The sequence below is a fragment of the Flagellimonas sp. 2504JD1-5 genome (genome assembly GCF_053618295.1).
This window is the reverse complement of record NZ_JBSIOU010000001.1, coordinates 1780851-1797398: the sequence shown is the minus strand read 5'-3', so window position 1 is coordinate 1797398 and position 16548 is coordinate 1780851. Positions and strand designations below refer to the sequence as shown.

Sequence of the window (16548 nt, the reverse complement as noted above, 5' to 3'; positions counted from 1 at the left end):
TATTCGTAGGCGACGCGACCAACACCGCAGCAGGCGTGACCATGTCGGGAGACGCCACCATCGACAACGCCGGGGCCGTAACAATAGCCAACGATGCCGTAACAACCGTGAAGATTCTGGACGCCAACGTGACCGATGTTAAACTTGCCAACGATGCGGTGACCAATGCCAAGATAGCCGACAATGCCGTGACCACCGCCGAGATAGGGACAGCCGGTGCCGGGGATGCCAACAGGGTCCTGACCACAGATGGGGCCGGTGACCCGCAATGGGAGGACAGGGCCAACTTTGCCTCATCCGCGCTCAACAACGCACAGATATTCGTAGGCGACGCGACCAACACCGCAGCAGGCGTGACCATGTCGGGAGACGCCACCATCGACAACGCCGGGGCCGTAACAATAGCCAACGATGCCGTAACAACCGTGAAGATTCTGGACGGTGACGTTACTCCTGCTAAAATTGAACCGTCGGCCACAAATGGACAAGTATTAACAACGGTTGCCGGGGCAGCAGTTTGGCAGAGCCCATATCATGCAATTGGAAAAGTAAATTCTGCTACGGCGGCAAACATATCCGGGGCTTCCATAACATCTATTGGTACCGGTAATTATCAAGTAAATTTTTCAGCTAGTGCTTCTTCAATTGATTACGTAATCCAACTAAGTGTCTTAAATGCCGGAGCTAATGGATATTCAATTGAGGTCGTCACCCAGACAGCAAACAATTTTACAGTTCAAATTTCAGACTCATCAGGAGCCGGGGTAGATGCTTCTTGGTATTTTACGGTAACAGATTTTTAGGCTTTGAAAAAGTTTCTTTACATACTATTTTTGTTCTTGGCAGTTGTTATCAACGCCCAAACCGCCCTATACAATAGCGGTAACATTCGTATTCACAACAATGGAAATATCGGTTTTCATACGGATTTGATCAATGATTCCGCTTTTGACCAAAATCAGGGGTTGGCTGGTTTTTACGGTAATAATGTGATTCAGGTGCAAGGAAGCATTACTCCAACATTTAACGATGTGGAATTTATGGTGCCAAACAATGTTTTTTTACAGACTTCGATTAATGTACTCAACAATACCAACTTCATTGATGGAAATGTACTCACGCCCCAGAATAACCAGGCCATCAACCTTAATTTTATGGATACTGGTTTCTTTACCGGGGAAAACGATGCCTCCAAGGTGTCGGGCTTTGCTGCGATAACCAATCGGGACTTTTTCTCGTTTCCAGTTGGTGATCAGGACCAATTAAGACCACTGCTTCTTGAATCCGAATCGGCAACCCCTATGGCCGTTTGTGCTTATTTTTTTGAGAATCCATCCAATCCCTCCTCAATTTTGGAAAACTTCAATGTTCAAGAAAAAGTACGTAACATCGGTACAGTTACCGAAAGGGAGTTTTGGATTGTACAGAGTGACATTCCGGCGCAAGTAACTATCAGCTGGAACCAGCGTAGCGATTTAACGGCAATTCCAAATGCTACTGCAGAATCCATAATTGTAGTAGGTTGGAGTAAGGCTTCAAGTAGATGGGTCGTAATCGGAAATACCGCTGTTAGTGGAGACATCACCCAAGGTTTTGTAACTTCTGAAACTTTTGTTCCAAGTGAATTTGCAGCAATTACCTTTGGTACTATTCCATTACCAACAGATACCTTCGCGGTCAATAATCCTACCCTGGGTAATTATTTTTTAAGTCCGAATAATGATGGTGTAAATGATTTTTTAGTTATTGATGGCATGTCAGAATCTCCAAATAACAGTTTGAGAATATTTAATCGTTTTGGACAAAAAGTATTTGAAAAAATCAATTATGTAGACGAATTTCGGGGAGAATCCAACACTGGAAATTTTATTTTAAATCAAGATATTGGACTCCCGGAAGGTGTCTATTACTATTTGATTACTCTTGACGACTTGGAGCTTGAATACCAGGGTTTTCTGTTTCTTGATAGATAAGTAAGAAAAATACTTCAAACCGTGATTCTAAACCACTTAGAATTAGAACATTAAAATCAATTTCTTCGTTTTACAACATTCTTTTCCCACTACACAACATTTAGTGGTACTTGTCTTTACATCCATGTATTTTTAGGCGACCGCCAAATCAGTTGTAATGAAATTGACAAGAATATTATCCTTTTTTGCCCTATTTTTTTCAGTATTTGTTTTTTCTCAGGTTAAAGTTGGTTCCAATCCCAATACAATAGATTCTGCATCCATCTTTGAATTGGAAAGTTCAAACAAAGCACTTGTTTTAACGAGGTTAACATCTGCGCAAATGCAAAGCATTAATCCTTTGCACGGTGCCATAATATATAATATTGAAACTTCATGTGTACATTATTATAATGGGAGTCAATGGATAAACCTCTGTAATTCTTCCAATCAAGCAGGCTTTTCTTTTATTGACAATGGAGACGGCACATTTACAATCAACTACGACAACGGAACAGTTTTTACATCTCCAAACTTAACAGGACCCGAAGGACCACAGGGGCCAGCAGGTGCAGATGGAGCCGATGGAGCTGATGGCGCAACAGGACCCGCAGGACCACAGGGACCAGCAGGTGCAGATGGAGCCGATGGCGCAACAGGACCCGCAGGGCCGCAGGGACCGCAAGGAATACAAGGATTGCCAGGGGCCGATGGAACTGATGGAGCTGATGGAGCTGATGGAGCAACAGGACCCGCAGGGCCACAAGGGCCACAAGGAATACAGGGATTGCCAGGTGCCGATGGCGCAACAGGACCCGCAGGACCACAGGGACCAGCAGGTGTCGATGGAGCTGATGGTGCAACAGGACCCGCAGGGCCGCAGGGACCACAAGGAATACAAGGATTGCCAGGGACCGACGGAACTGATGGAGCCGATGGCGCAACAGGACCAGAAGGACCACAGGGACAGATAGGATTGACCGGGCCGGAAGGGCCGCAGGGACCACAAGGAATACAGGGGCCAGCAGGTGTCGATGGTATCGATGGCGCAACAGGACCACAGGGACCACAAGGACCAGCAGGTGCCGATGGAGCCAACGGGGCAACAGGACCCGAAGGACCGCAAGGACCGCAAGGACCGCAAGGACCGGCAGGTGCAGATGGAGCCGATGGCGCAACAGGGCCCGAAGGACCCACAGGGCCACAGGGACCGATAGGATTGACCGGGCCAGCAGGACCACAAGGAATACAAGGATTGCCAGGTGTCGACGGAGCTGATGGAGCAACGGGACCTGCAGGACCGCAAGGACCAGCAGGTGTCGATGGTGCCGATGGCGCAACAGGACCCGCAGGACCACAGGGGCCAGCTGGTGCGGATGGAGCCGATGGCGCAACAGGACCCGCAGGGCCGCAGGGACCGCAAGGAATACAAGGATTGCCAGGTGTCGACGGAGCTGATGGAGCAACGGGACCTGCAGGACCGCAAGGACCAGCAGGTGTCGATGGTGCCGATGGCGCAACAGGACCCGCAGGACCACAGGGGCCAGCTGGTGCGGATGGAGCTGATGGTGCCGATGGCGCAACAGGACCCGCAGGACCACAGGGACCGGCAGGTGCAGATGGAGCCGATGGCGCAACAGGACCCGCAGGGCCGCAGGGACCGCAAGGAATACAAGGATTGCCAGGGGCCGATGGAACTGATGGTGCAGATGGTGCAACAGGACCGCAGGGGCCAATAGGATCGACCGGACCGCAAGGACCAGCAGGTGTTGATGGAGCTGATGGAACCGATGGTGCAACAGGACCTGAAGGGCCCGCAGGACCACAAGGAATACAGGGATTGCCAGGGGCCGATGGAGCCGATGGCGCAACAGGGCCCGAAGGACCCACAGGGCCACAGGGACCGATAGGATTGACCGGGCCAGCAGGACCACAAGGAATACAAGGATTGCCAGGTGTCGACGGAGTTGATGGAGCAACGGGACCTGCAGGACCGCAAGGACCAGCAGGTGCCGATGGTGCCGATGGCGCAACAGGACCGCAAGGACCACAGGGGCCAGCAGGTACGGATGGAGCCGATGGCGCAACAGGACCCGCAGGACCACAGGGACCAGCAGGTGCCGATGGAGCCGACGGGGCAACAGGACCGGCAGGGCCACAGGGACCGATAGGATTGACCGGACCGCAGGGACCAGCAGGTGTTGATGGAGCTGATGGAGCTGATGGTGCAACAGGACCCGAAGGACCCACAGGGCCGCAGGGGCCGCAAGGAATACAAGGATTGCCAGGTGTCGATGGAGCCGATGGCGCAACAGGACCCGCAGGACCACAGGGACCAGCAGGTGCAGATGGAGCCGATGGTGCAACAGGACCCGAAGGACCGCAGGGGCCACAGGGAATACAAGGATTGCCAGGTGCCGATGGAGCCGATGGTGCAACAGGGCCGCAAGGACCACAGGGACCAGCAGGTGCAGATGGCGCTGATGGTGCAACAGGACCGCAAGGACCACAGGGATTGCCGGGTGCAGATGGCGCTGATGGCGCAACAGGACCTCAGGGACCAGCAGGTGCCGATGGTGCAACAGGACCGGCAGGACCACAGGGGCCAGCAGGCACGGATGGAGCTGATGGCGCAACAGGGCCCGAAGGACCCGCAGGACCACAGGGGCCAGCAGGCGCGGATGGAGCTGATGGCGCAACAGGACCGCAAGGACCACAGGGATTGCCGGGTGCAGATGGCGCTGATGGCGCTACAGGACCTCAGGGACCAGCAGGTGCCGATGGTGCAACAGGACCGGCAGGACCACAGGGGCCAGCAGGCACGGATGGAGCTGATGGCGCAACAGGGCCCGAAGGACCCGCAGGACCCACAGGGCCGCAAGGAATACAAGGATTGCCAGGGGCCGATGGAGCCGACGGTGCAACAGGACCCGCAGGACCGCAAGGACCAGCAGGTGTCGATGGTGCCGATGGCGCAACAGGACCGGCAGGACCACAGGGGCCAGCTGGTGCGGATGGAGCTGATGGTGCCGATGGCGCAACAGGACCCGCAGGACCACAGGGGCCAGCAGGTGTCGATGGAGCTGATGGTGCAACAGGACCCGCAGGGCCGCAGGGGCCGCAAGGAATACAAGGATTGCCAGGTGCCGATGGAGCCGATGGTGCAACAGGGCCGCAAGGACCACAGGGACCAGCAGGTGCAGATGGCGCTGATGGTGCAACAGGACCGCAAGGACCACAGGGATTGCCGGGTGCAGATGGCGCTGATGGCGCAACAGGACCTCAGGGACCAGCAGGTGCCGATGGTGCAACAGGACCCGCAGGACCACAGGGACCAGCAGGGGCCGATGGAGCTGACGGGGCAACAGGACCCGCAGGGCCACAAGGACCTCAGGGACCAGCAGGGGCCGATGGTGCAACAGGGCCAGAAGGACCGCAGGGGCCACAGGGAATACCCGGAGCTGATGGAGCCGACGGTGCAGATGGTGCAACAGGACCCGCAGGGCCACAAGGACCTCAGGGACCAGCAGGTGTTGATGGAGCTGATGGAGCCGATGGTGCAACAGGACCCGAAGGACCCACAGGGCCGCAGGGGCCGCAAGGAATACAAGGATTGCCAGGGGCCGATGGAGTCGACGGTGCAACAGGACCTGAAGGACCGCAGGGACCACAAGGATTGCCGGGTGTCGATGGAGCCGACGGTGCAGATGGCGCAACAGGACCGCAGGGGCCGATAGGATTGACCGGACCGCAAGGACCGATAGGATTGACCGGGCCGGAAGGACCACAGGGATTGCCGGGTGTCGACGGAGCTGATGGAGCAACGGGACCCGCAGGACCGCAAGGACCACAGGGACCAGCAGGTGTCGATGGAGTCGATGGCGCAACAGGACCCGCAGGACCACAGGGACCAGCAGGGGCCGATGGAGCTGACGGGGCAACAGGACCCGCAGGGCCACAAGGACCTCAGGGACCAGCAGGGGCCGATGGTGCAACAGGACCGCAGGGACCACAAGGATTACCCGGAGCTGATGGATCTGATGGAGCTGACGGTGCAACGGGACCCGAAGGACCGCAGGGGCCACAGGGAATACAAGGATTGCCAGGGACCGATGGAGCCGATGGAGCAACAGGGCCCGAAGGACCGCAGGGGCCAGCAGGACCACAGGGGCCAGCAGGTGCGGATGGAGCCGATGGTGCAACAGGACCCGCAGGACCACAGGGGCCAGCAGGCGCGGATGGGGCTGACGGTGCAACAGGACCGGCAGGACCACAGGGGCCAGCAGGTGCCGATGGAGCCGACGGGGCAACAGGACCCGAAGGACCGCAGGGGCCACAGGGATTACCCGGAGCTGATGGTGCTGATGGAGCCGATGGCGCAACAGGTCCACAGGGACCTCAAGGACCACAGGGATTGCCGGGTGTCGATGGAGCCGACGGTGCAGATGGTGCAACAGGACCAGAAGGACCGCAGGGACCACAAGGAATACAGGGATTGCCAGGGGCCGATGGTGCAACAGGACCCGCAGGGCCGCAAGGAATACAAGGATTGCCAGGGGCCGATGGTGCTGATGGCGCAACAGGACCACAGGGACCAGCAGGTGCAGATGGGGCTGACGGTGCAACAGGACCGCAGGGGCCGATAGGATTGACCGGACCGCAAGGACCGGCAGGTGCAGATGGAGCTGACGGTGCAACAGGACCCGCAGGGCCACAGGGACCCGCAGGCGTCGATGGAGCCGACGGTGCAACAGGGCCGGCAGGGCCGCAGGGACCAGCAGGGGCCGATGGAGCTGATGGAGCAACAGGACCGGCAGGTGCCGATGGAGCCGACGGTGCAACAGGACCCGCAGGGCCACAAGGACCTCAGGGACCAGCAGGGGCCGATGGTGCAACAGGACCCGAAGGACCCACAGGGCCGCAGGGACCAGCAGGTGTTGATGGAGCCGACGGTGCAACAGGACCTGAAGGACCGGCAGGACCACAGGGATTGCCAGGTGCCAATGGAGCCGACGGTGCAACAGGACCGGCAGGACCACAGGGGCCACAAGGAATACAAGGATTGCCAGGTGCTGATGGAACTGATGGAGCTGATGGCGCAACAGGGCCCGAAGGACCCACAGGGCCACAGGGACCGATAGGATTGACCGGGCCAGCAGGACCACAAGGACCAGCAGGTGCCGATGGAGTCGACGGTGCAACAGGACCTGAAGGACCGCAGGGACCACAAGGATTGCCGGGTGTCGATGGAGCCGACGGTGCAGATGGCGCAACAGGGCCCGAAGGACCCACAGGGCCACAGGGACCGATAGGATTGACCGGGCCAGCAGGACCACAAGGACCAGCAGGTGCCGATGGAGCCGACGGTGCAGATGGCGCAACAGGACCAGAAGGACCCGCAGGGCCACAAGGACCACAAGGAACACAGGGATTGCCTGGGGCCGATGGAACTGATGGTGCAGATGGCGCAACAGGACCCGCAGGACCACAGGGACCACAAGGAATACAGGGATTGCCAGGGGCCGATGGCGCAACAGGACCCGCAGGACCACAGGGACCAGCAGGTGCAGATGGAGCCGATGGAGCAACAGGACCGCAAGGACCACAGGGATTGCCGGGTGCAGATGGCGCTGATGGTGCAGATGGTGCAACAGGGCCAGAAGGACCGGCAGGTGTTGATGGAGCTGATGGCGCAACAGGACCCGCAGGACCACAAGGACCGGCAGGTGCCGATGGAGCCGACGGGGCAACAGGACCGGCAGGGCCACAGGGACCGATAGGATTGACCGGGCCGCAGGGACCAGCAGGGGCCGATGGAGCTGACGGGGCAACAGGACCGCAGGGACCACAAGGAATACAAGGATTGCCAGGGGCCGATGGTGCCGATGGCGCAACAGGGCCCGAAGGACCCGCAGGGCCACAAGGAATACAGGGATTGCCAGGTGTCGATGGAGCCGATGGCGCAACAGGACCCGCAGGTGCAGATGGAGCCGATGGCGCAACAGGACCCGCAGGACCACAGGGATTACCAGGCGCTGACGGGGCAACAGGACCGCAAGGACCACAAGGAATACAGGGATTGCCAGGGGCCGATGGTGCCGACGGTGCAACAGGACCCGAGGGACCACAGGGGCCAGCAGGTGCCAATGGAGCTGATGGTGCAACAGGACCGGCAGGGCCACAAGGAATACAGGGATTGCCAGGTGTCGATGGAGCTGATGGTGCAACAGGGCCACAGGGGCCCATAGGATTGACCGGGCCGGAAGGACCGGAAGGACCACAAGGAATACAGGGATTGCCAGGCGTCGATGGAGCTGATGGTGCAACAGGGCCACAGGGGCCCATAGGATTGACCGGGCCGGAAGGACCGGAAGGACCACAAGGAATACAGGGATTGCCAGGCGTCGATGGAGCCGATGGCGCAACAGGGCCCGAAGGACCCACAGGGCCGCAGGGGCCGATAGGATTGACCGGACCGGAAGGACCACAAGGAATACAGGGATTGCCAGGTGTCGATGGAGCTGATGGTGCAACAGGGCCGCAGGGGCCACAAGGATTGCCAGGGGCAGATGGAACTGATGGTGCAGATGGCGCAACAGGACCCGCAGGACCGGCAGGGCCGCAGGGACCAGCAGGTGCCGATGGAGCAACAGGACCGGCAGGACCCGCGGGACCCACAGGACCACAAGGAATACAAGGATTGCCAGGGGCAGATGGAGCTGATGGTCTTGATGGAGCAGATGGCGCAACAGGTCCACAGGGGCCTCAAGGACCTCAAGGACCAGTAGGTCCACCTCAAACTTTAAGCAAAGCAGGAATCACCATTACTTTAAGTGATGGTGGGGGATCAGTTGATGAAACTGTTACAACACTTTCTCAAGACACTTCCACGGGAGTGATAACATACACAAATGAGAATGCTGCAAATCAAACAGCGAACACCGTTGGCGCGGAAACCGATAATAGTATCACAGTAGGTGCAAATGGTGGTGCTTATTACGAAAGTCCAATAAAAGCATTCGGAAAAATTGCGTCAAATGGATCTGTGTTGAGAGCAACTCCAGGCATAACGGTCACCAAATTGGGTGGAAACGGCCGCTATCGAGTTAATTTACCTGTTGGAATAGTATCGGACGCCAACTATATAATCCAATTAACCCAGCCAGGAAGAGGCGGTGCTGGAAATGATGATCCCGGAATATCATATAACAACCAAACACCAGCTGGCTTTGAGGTTATTATCGGTGACAATGACAATGGTGCCGGCAATCGATTTAGATTCAACTCTGAATTTATGTTTACCATTTTAGATTTATAGATAACTATGAGACAAGTATTTACAATATTAAGTTTTGTTCTAACCATCAATACCGCCTTTGCTCAAATTGAGGCAGGTCTATTGTTTAGCCTTACCACAGCTAGCACCTCAGAAATAAATGCCATTACTGGTACGCAACAGGGGCAAATGTTATTCAATACAGATACTCGTGAACTATATATTTTCAACGGTGCAAATTGGGTGACTACTTCAAATTCTAACTGGCTTTTAACCGGAAATGTGGGTGGCAACGGATCCTTTTTAGGAACAACCAATGATGTAAGTATGGACATAAGATCCAACAATGTTAGTACTCTTGAGTTTGGAAGACGGCAAACACTTGGGTTAGTACAAAACTATCTTGATTATACCGATGGAAACCAATACCTAACTTACGTTAAAGGTCAGAATGGAGTCTCAGCTTTACAATTTCAAGCAGATGCCGCTGCTTTTTACAAACCCATGTTCTTTACCAACAGCGACGGGAATTTTAGACTTAAAGGAAGTGCCGCTGGAACCGATTTTTTTGAAATTGGGTCCAATGGAGTTTCCAATAATGGCGAACTGGAATTTATTATCGCTGATGATGGTGCCGAGCCTTTCCTTTTTAAACGCTTTGATTATAGAGACCAACAACTAAAAGAGCTTTTTAGAATTCAAGGAAGCGCAAATAGTCTTAATGCAAAACCTCGTGTAGGTGTAAATACAGGGCAAATGGCTAATTCTACTTTCGAGGTGAATGGATCCATGTCTACCTCAATTGTAAGAATCACAAGCAGTATCACCCTTACAGAAGATCATCATACTATTATAATGACAGGTGGTTTTGCGAACATAACCTTACCCAATGCAAACAGTTGTCAAGGAAGGGTTTACATTATTAAAAATTACTCCGGAAGTAACAGATCCTGCTCTAGATATCGGACGGATAACGGAGGGACCAGCACTCAAATACGTAATGGAGGGTGCTATGTTTTACAGAGCGATGGTGTAGAGTGGCAGCAAATAGTAAGGGATTAAACAATTTAATCATAGATAAATTCAAAATCGACACTGACAGTTTAACTAAATAAATATTATCGCCAAATCGAGTATTTCAATGAGCACATGTTAAAATCAAAAAACCATACAAAATCATTATTACTAGGATTCAGTGTATTCTTGACTACATTTTCCTGGGGGCAAGATGCGTTTCATAACTACGGGAATCTTCAATTTCATGGTTCGGCTTCAGTTGGCTTCCACATTGATTTGATCGATGATGGTATATTTGAAAATAATCAAGGTCTTACCGGATTTTACAGTCCAAATCAACTTACCATATCCGGATTATCCAACCCCATTTTTGAAGACATCGAAATTGTTACGGATAATGGTCTCCTCCTAAATACGTGGATAGGCGTTACAAACAATGCCAATTTTGTGATAGGGGATGTCTTGACCGCGAAAACCTCATCCAATAATCACCTCAATTTTATTGGTTCCGCATTTGATGTTGGAACTGGTGATCTTACGCATGTTAATGGATATGTAGGTGCCACCAGTAAAGAAATAGTTACTTTTCCCATTGGGGATGGCAACCGATTAAGATACCTTACCTTGACCTCAATTGCCCCGAATAACTTGGCCAAGTGTGCCTATTTTTTTGAAAATCCAAATAATCCCATTTCATTAGGACAACAATTTGATACGAACAACAAAGAATTCGAGGACCTTCAAATAAGTGAGCTGGAATTTTGGAGATTGGAAAGTAGCCAAAATTCTGTAGTAACACTAACATGGGATTTAAGCAGTAATGCTGATCTTTTAGCAGAAACCATGGATAATCTTACCGTTGTTGGTTGGAATAAAAGGGGAAATCGTTGGGAACAGTTAGGAAATTCTTCAGTAAGTGGAAACTTGCAGACAGGTAGTATCACTTCCGAAGCCTTTGTCCCAAATGACTTTGAAATATTGACGTTGGGTGGTACTGATGATTTATTGGAACCTTTTTCGGTCTTGGAGCTCGACAACTACTTTTTAACACCAAATAATGATGGCATCAATGATTACTTGGTCATTGATGGTATTGAAAATCTTCCCAACAACCTTTTGAACATATACAACAGATATGGTGTTTTAGTCTATTCCAAATTGAACTATGCCAATGAATTTAATGGAGTGTCCAACCGTAACCTGGTAATCTCAAGAGATTCTGGTCTATCATCTGGAATCTATTTTTATACGCTTACCGTGGTTGATTTAAGGCAGAAATTTCAGGGATATCTATACATTTCAGAATAAGCTGTATTTCTTAAAGAGTATAACACGTTTCAAAATACTTCTTAACTTGCCCAATAAATTTGTTTCATGAAAAGAAGGAGTTTCATCAAAAAAGCATCAATCTCTGGATTGGCCTGTACCCTCCCCCCTATTCTACCTATGCAATTGGATCCTGAGTATTCGGTGGACGAATTAATGGGAAAAGCAGATATTGATTTATTTGGTGAGGGAATAAATCTGCGCAAAGAGGCATATGAAGCTTTTGTCAAAATGAAAAAAGCTGCCTATACTGATGGATTTGATATTAAAATGGTGTCCAGTTTTCGCGATTTTTATCGGCAAGAAGGCATTTGGGAGCGAAAATACCTTCGGTTCACAGAAGATAACGGAATGCAGCCATTAGATGCGATTGACAAAATTATTGAATACTCAACCATCCCCGGAACCAGTAGGCACCACTGGGGAACGGATATCGACATCATTAATGGCTATCCCAAGGTTACGGGTGATGTTTTACTTCCAGAAAAATTTGAGGCTGGCGGACCATATGAGGATTTTAAGCTATGGCTAGATGAAAATTCCGAAAAATACGGTTATCACCTAGTTTATACCAATGAACCCAAAAGACGGGGGTTTAAATATGAGCCATGGCACTATAGCTATGCTCCTATTTCGATTCCTATGTTGACCGCATTCAGAAAAGTGAACATCCTAAAGCAACTTCAAAACGAGGATTTTTTGGGATGCGAGCATTTTACTTCTGGTTTCCTTAGATCCTATATCCAAGACAATATTTTGGATATTAACCAAGCACTTTTATAGGGCATTTTTTGTATCTTGAATCCTCTAGAACACTAACACCATGAGAAGAGGAAGTTGGAAAATCCGAATACTTATCGGATTGGCCATTGTGGCCTTTGCCTTTGTACAGCGTTGCAACAACAAGCAAGAAAACCCATATACGGGTAGAGTTCAGAATATTAATATGTCTGCCGAGCAAGAGATTGCCATTGGACTGCAAAGTGCTCCAGAAATGGCCCAACAACATGGCGGACTGTATCCCGACGAAAGAATGCAAGCATTAGTGGATGCGGTGGGAAGAAGGTTGGTACAAAATAGTATTGCCCGTGAAACACCGTATCGGTACGAATTTCATTTGCTTGCGGATGACAGAACCATCAATGCATTTGCGTTGCCTGGCGGGCAATGTTTTATCACCTACGCTCTTTTTTCCCAATTGACAGAAGCCCAATTGGCAGGGGTGCTAGGGCATGAGATAGGCCACGTTATTGGAAGACATTCAGCAGAACGAATCGCGGAAAGTAGCTTTTGGCAAACTTTGACCATGGGTGCATCTGTTGGAGGTGATATGGGTGGACTGGTGAGTGGTATTGGACAAAACACTCTACTAAAAAATGGAAGGGGCGATGAGCTGGAAAGCGATGAACTTGGGGTTTTGTTCATGATACAATCTGGCTATGACCCTAATGAAATGATTAAGGTCATGAAAATCCTAAAGGCGGCGGCAGGCCCCAATAGAGTACCTGAATTTCAAAGCACCCATCCCGATCCAGAAAATAGGATTGAAAAAATTAAAGAGGCCATCGAAAAATATTCAGGTCGATAGAATTGGCGCTTTATCGATTAAAAATAAGCTTTAGGAAGTTTTAACTACCTTTGTCGAGTACCAAATCTTAATAGCTTTCTTACCCCATTTGTGCTATCAAACTAGAGAACAATGGGAACACTATTACATTTTAAGCAGCTCTATATGGAGGCGTTTGATAACTGCAGACCAAATTTTGTGGTTGTCTTACTAAAGGGATATACTATTTTTTGTGGTATACTTTTGACCATGGCCCTATACGCATTTTTGTACCGGGTCTTTACGGGATTTGATTTTTAGAAACACTCTTTTACACGGACACTATAAGTAAATGAGAAAAAAGGGCCCATCCTTAAGGATGGGCCCTTTTTAATTTGAATGAATAAACCCCTTCTTTATTTTTTCATAGCGGTTTTTAATACTTCCAAGGCTGCAGTGGCATTGGACAACTCCGCATATCTTTTTGCGGTGTATCCTTTATCACATCTTTTTTTAACATCCGCACCGTTTGCAATCAACAATTCCAAAATTTCAGGCTTGTTGTAACGTGCAGCAAAATGGATGGGCGCCATACCCATCGATTTTTTGTTTACATCTTCGCCAAGTTCAATTAGTTTTTTTACCGTAACAACGTCTCCCTTCAAGATTGCTTTGCAAAAAGAGCTCAGCTCATCTGGGATAGCAGCAACGATTAAATCTTCATTAGCAGATGTTTCTGGTTCGGTGGCAAAAGTGCCTGTAACCACGAACATAAATGCCGCAGCTACGGTTAGGATTGTTTTTTTCATGATGAATAATTTTTGATTAATGATTAACTATTATAAAAATAGACTGCTTGGCGTGGCAAATGTTACAGCATTAACAGTTAAATAACTAAATTTTAACAACGCTCCATTTTTTAACATAAATAATTAACAACCCTTCGGGCAGAAATCCACCCAAATACTGGTGCATCCAGCCAAATCAAGTTATTTTTGATGCCTAATTTGAATAGCATGGATAAGAAAGTGATTCTTATGATTCTGGATGGTTGGGGAAAGTCTCCAGACCCAAAAGTATCGGCAATTGCACAGGCAAACACTCCTTTTATAGATTCATTATATGGGCAATACCCTAATTCCAACCTTTTAACGGATGGAATGAACGTGGGTCTCCCTGAAGGTCAAATGGGGAATAGTGAGGTCGGACATATGAATCTCGGCGCTGGAAGAATTGTTTACCAGGATCTGGCCAAAATCAACAAAGCTGTCAAAGAGGATACTTTAAAGACCGAAAAAGTGCTTACTACCGCTTTTGAACATGCCAAAAGCAACAATAAAGCTGTTCATTTTTTGGGTTTGGTAAGTGATGGGGGAGTCCACAGTCATATAGATCATTTGAAAGCCCTTATAAAAGCTGCGGATGAAAGTGGGGTGCAACAAGCTTTTGTTCATGCCTTTACTGATGGAAGGGATGTAGATCCAAAAAGCGGAAAAGGCTTTCTTGAGGATGTTGACAAGTTCTGTACTGACAAAAGCACTAAACTAGCTACCGTAGTTGGGCGCTATTATGCAATGGATCGCGATAAAAGATGGGAACGGGTAAAACTGGCCTATGATGTGATGGTAAACAATGTTGGGGAAAAAGTTTCCGATATATCCGCAGCAATGCAAAAAAGTTATGATGAAGGCATTACCGATGAATTCATAAAACCTTTAGTATTGGTCGATTCAAAAAATAATCCAATGGCCAAAATTACCGACGGCGATGTGATTGTTTTCTTCAATTTTAGAACAGATAGAGGTCGGGAATTGACCCAGGTTTTGAGTCAGGAAGATTTTCACGAGCAGAATATGCACAAATTGGATCTATATTATGTTACCATGACAAACTATGACGATTCTTTTAAAGGAATCAAAGTAGTTTATGACAAAGAAAACATAAAAGACACCCTTGGTGAAGTATTGGCCAGACATGGTAAAAATCAGATTCGTATCGCGGAGACCGAAAAATATCCGCACGTCACCTTTTTCTTTAATGGAGGCAGAGAGGAGCCTTTTGAAGGTGAAAAACGAATTCTATGCCCTTCTCCAAAGGTTGCCACCTATGATTTGCAACCCGAAATGAGCGCTTATGAAATAAGGGATGCCATTATTCCGGAGTTGAAAGCAGGTGAAGCTGATTTTGTATGCCTCAATTTTGCCAATCCTGATATGGTAGGCCATACAGGAGTAATGGAAGCAGCCGTCAAAGCTTGTGAAACTGTCGATTCATGTGCTCGGGACGTCATTACAGCTGGCTTGGAAAATGGCTATTCAACAATTGTTATCGCTGATCATGGAAATTGCGATACCATGATCAATCCAGATGGAAGTCCAAATACGGCACATACCACGAATCCCGTTCCATTAATTCTGGTGGATAGCGAAATCAAAAAAATCAAGGACGGTGTTTTGGGAGATATTGCCCCCACTATCTTACAACTTTTGGGTATTGAACAACCAGATTTAATGACTCAGAAATCATTGGTTTAACCACCTATCAATCTATCGGAACGTGCGTCATTAATTGATTTCAGCTTATCTTTGCACCCATGATAAAAATAAAGACTGCTGAAGAAATCGAGTTGATGCGCGAAAGCGCATTGGTGGTTTCTAGAACACTCGGAATGTTGGCCAAGGAAATCAAACCCGGCGCCAATCCCCTGCGATTGGACAAACTAGCGGAGAATTTTATTCGAGAACAAGGTGCGGAACCTGGATTTTTAGGTATGTATGATTTTCCGAATACCTTAAATTGGAGTCCAAATGCCCAAGTAGTACATGGAATTCCCAATAATGAACCACTAAAGGAAGGTGATGTAATTTCTGTAGACTGTGGTGCTCTAAAAAATGGATACTACGGAGATCATGCCTACACTTTTGAGGTGGGTGAGGTTGATGAGGATACCAAGAAACTGCTACGCATCACCAAAGAATCACTGTATGTTGGCATACTACAATTCAAGGAAGGAAACCGTGTTGGGGATGTTGGATATGCCATTCAAAATTATTGTGAAAGCCATGGCTATGGAGTAGTCCGAGAGCTGGTGGGACATGGTTTGGGCACCGAACTTCATGAAGACCCTCAAATGCCCAACTATGGCAAACGCGGGCGTGGAAAAAAATTCGTAAACGGGATGGTTGTGGCCATTGAGCCTATGATCAATATGGGTACTCGAAGAATAAAACAACTTAAAGACGGTTGGACCATTCTAACTGCCGATGGAAAACCAAGCGCTCACTTTGAGCATGATGTTGCCCTGATTGATGGCAAACCGGAGCTTTTGTCCACTTTCCAATATATTTATGATGCCTTGGGAATTAAAAGTGATGAGGAAGAGGAGTTCCGAAGTAAAAAGCTTCAGGTTTGAACCGATTAACCCTTCATTA

General features: G+C 49.6%; 11 protein-coding genes. 10 read left to right on the top strand and 1 reads right to left on the bottom strand.

The features are described 5' to 3' along the window. The 8 genes from ACULLG_RS07950 to ACULLG_RS07915 form a co-directional block, all read left to right on the top strand. On the top strand, positions 1–803 hold an 803-nt coding region (locus tag ACULLG_RS07950), incomplete at its 5' end, for a hypothetical protein (protein ID WP_452126234.1). Positions 804–806: 3 nt separating this feature from the next. Continuing rightward, entirely contained in the window at positions 807–1973 is a 1167-nt protein-coding gene (locus ACULLG_RS07945) for a gliding motility-associated C-terminal domain-containing protein (protein ID WP_452126233.1), read from the top strand. 157 nt (positions 1974–2130) lie between these two features. Beyond that, on the top strand, positions 2131–9270 hold the full coding sequence (locus tag ACULLG_RS07940; protein WP_452126232.1) for a hypothetical protein: 7140 nt from the start codon (positions 2131–2133) through the stop codon (positions 9268–9270). Positions 9271–9276: 6 nt separating this feature from the next. Further along, positions 9277–10290, top strand: coding sequence for a hypothetical protein (locus ACULLG_RS07935; protein WP_452126231.1), 1014 nt, complete (start codon positions 9277–9279; stop codon positions 10288–10290). A 141-nt stretch (positions 10291–10431) separates the two neighbouring features. Beyond that, complete coding sequence (locus ACULLG_RS07930; RefSeq protein WP_452126230.1) at positions 10432–11553, top strand: gliding motility-associated C-terminal domain-containing protein; 1122 nt, start codon at positions 10432–10434, stop codon at positions 11551–11553. 66 nt (positions 11554–11619) lie between these two features. Beyond that, positions 11620–12354: a M15 family metallopeptidase gene (locus ACULLG_RS07925; RefSeq protein ID WP_452126229.1), complete on the top strand. Its 735-nt coding sequence runs from the start codon at positions 11620–11622 to the stop codon at positions 12352–12354. A gap of 40 nt (positions 12355–12394) precedes the next feature. Further along, on the top strand, positions 12395–13159 hold the full coding sequence (locus tag ACULLG_RS07920) for a M48 family metalloprotease (protein ID WP_452126228.1): 765 nt from the start codon (positions 12395–12397) through the stop codon (positions 13157–13159). Positions 13160–13270: 111 nt separating this feature from the next. After that, positions 13271–13438, top strand: coding sequence for a DUF6747 family protein (locus ACULLG_RS07915; RefSeq protein ID WP_452126227.1), 168 nt, complete (start codon positions 13271–13273; stop codon positions 13436–13438). A 95-nt stretch (positions 13439–13533) separates the two neighbouring features. On the opposite strand, the gene ACULLG_RS07910 is transcribed toward ACULLG_RS07915, so the two are convergent. Continuing rightward, positions 13534–13926, bottom strand: coding sequence for an ankyrin repeat domain-containing protein (locus tag ACULLG_RS07910; protein ID WP_452126226.1), 393 nt, complete (start codon positions 13924–13926; stop codon positions 13534–13536). 207 nt (positions 13927–14133) lie between these two features. Between ACULLG_RS07910 and gpmI the strand changes: the two genes are divergently transcribed. Continuing rightward, the gene (gene gpmI / locus ACULLG_RS07905; protein ID WP_452126225.1) at positions 14134–15651 is read left to right on the top strand and encodes a 2,3-bisphosphoglycerate-independent phosphoglycerate mutase; all 1518 of its coding nucleotides are present in this window, start codon (positions 14134–14136) and stop codon (positions 15649–15651) included. 59 nt (positions 15652–15710) lie between these two features. Then, entirely contained in the window at positions 15711–16529 is an 819-nt protein-coding gene (map, locus tag ACULLG_RS07900; protein WP_452126224.1) for a type I methionyl aminopeptidase, read from the top strand. Positions 16530–16548 lie beyond the last annotated feature (19 nt).

Excerpts from the sequence above, each read along its gene's own strand:
- ACULLG_RS07940 (WP_452126232.1), top strand. The coding sequence starts at position 2,131 with ATGAAATTGACAAGAATATTATCCTTTTTTGCCCTATTTTTTTCAGTA.
- ACULLG_RS07935 (WP_452126231.1), top strand. The coding sequence starts at position 9,277 with ATGAGACAAGTATTTACAATATTAAGTTTTGTTCTAACCATCAATACC.
- ACULLG_RS07925 (WP_452126229.1), top strand. The coding sequence starts at position 11,620 with ATGAAAAGAAGGAGTTTCATCAAAAAAGCATCAATCTCTGGATTGGCC.
- ACULLG_RS07920 (WP_452126228.1), top strand. The coding sequence starts at position 12,395 with ATGAGAAGAGGAAGTTGGAAAATCCGAATACTTATCGGATTGGCCATT.
- ACULLG_RS07915 (WP_452126227.1), top strand. The coding sequence starts at position 13,271 with ATGGGAACACTATTACATTTTAAGCAGCTCTATATGGAGGCGTTTGAT.
- ACULLG_RS07910 (WP_452126226.1), bottom strand. The coding sequence starts at position 13,926 with ATGAAAAAAACAATCCTAACCGTAGCTGCGGCATTTATGTTCGTGGTT.
- gpmI (WP_452126225.1), top strand. The coding sequence starts at position 14,134 with ATGGATAAGAAAGTGATTCTTATGATTCTGGATGGTTGGGGAAAGTCT.
- map (WP_452126224.1), top strand. The coding sequence starts at position 15,711 with ATGATAAAAATAAAGACTGCTGAAGAAATCGAGTTGATGCGCGAAAGC.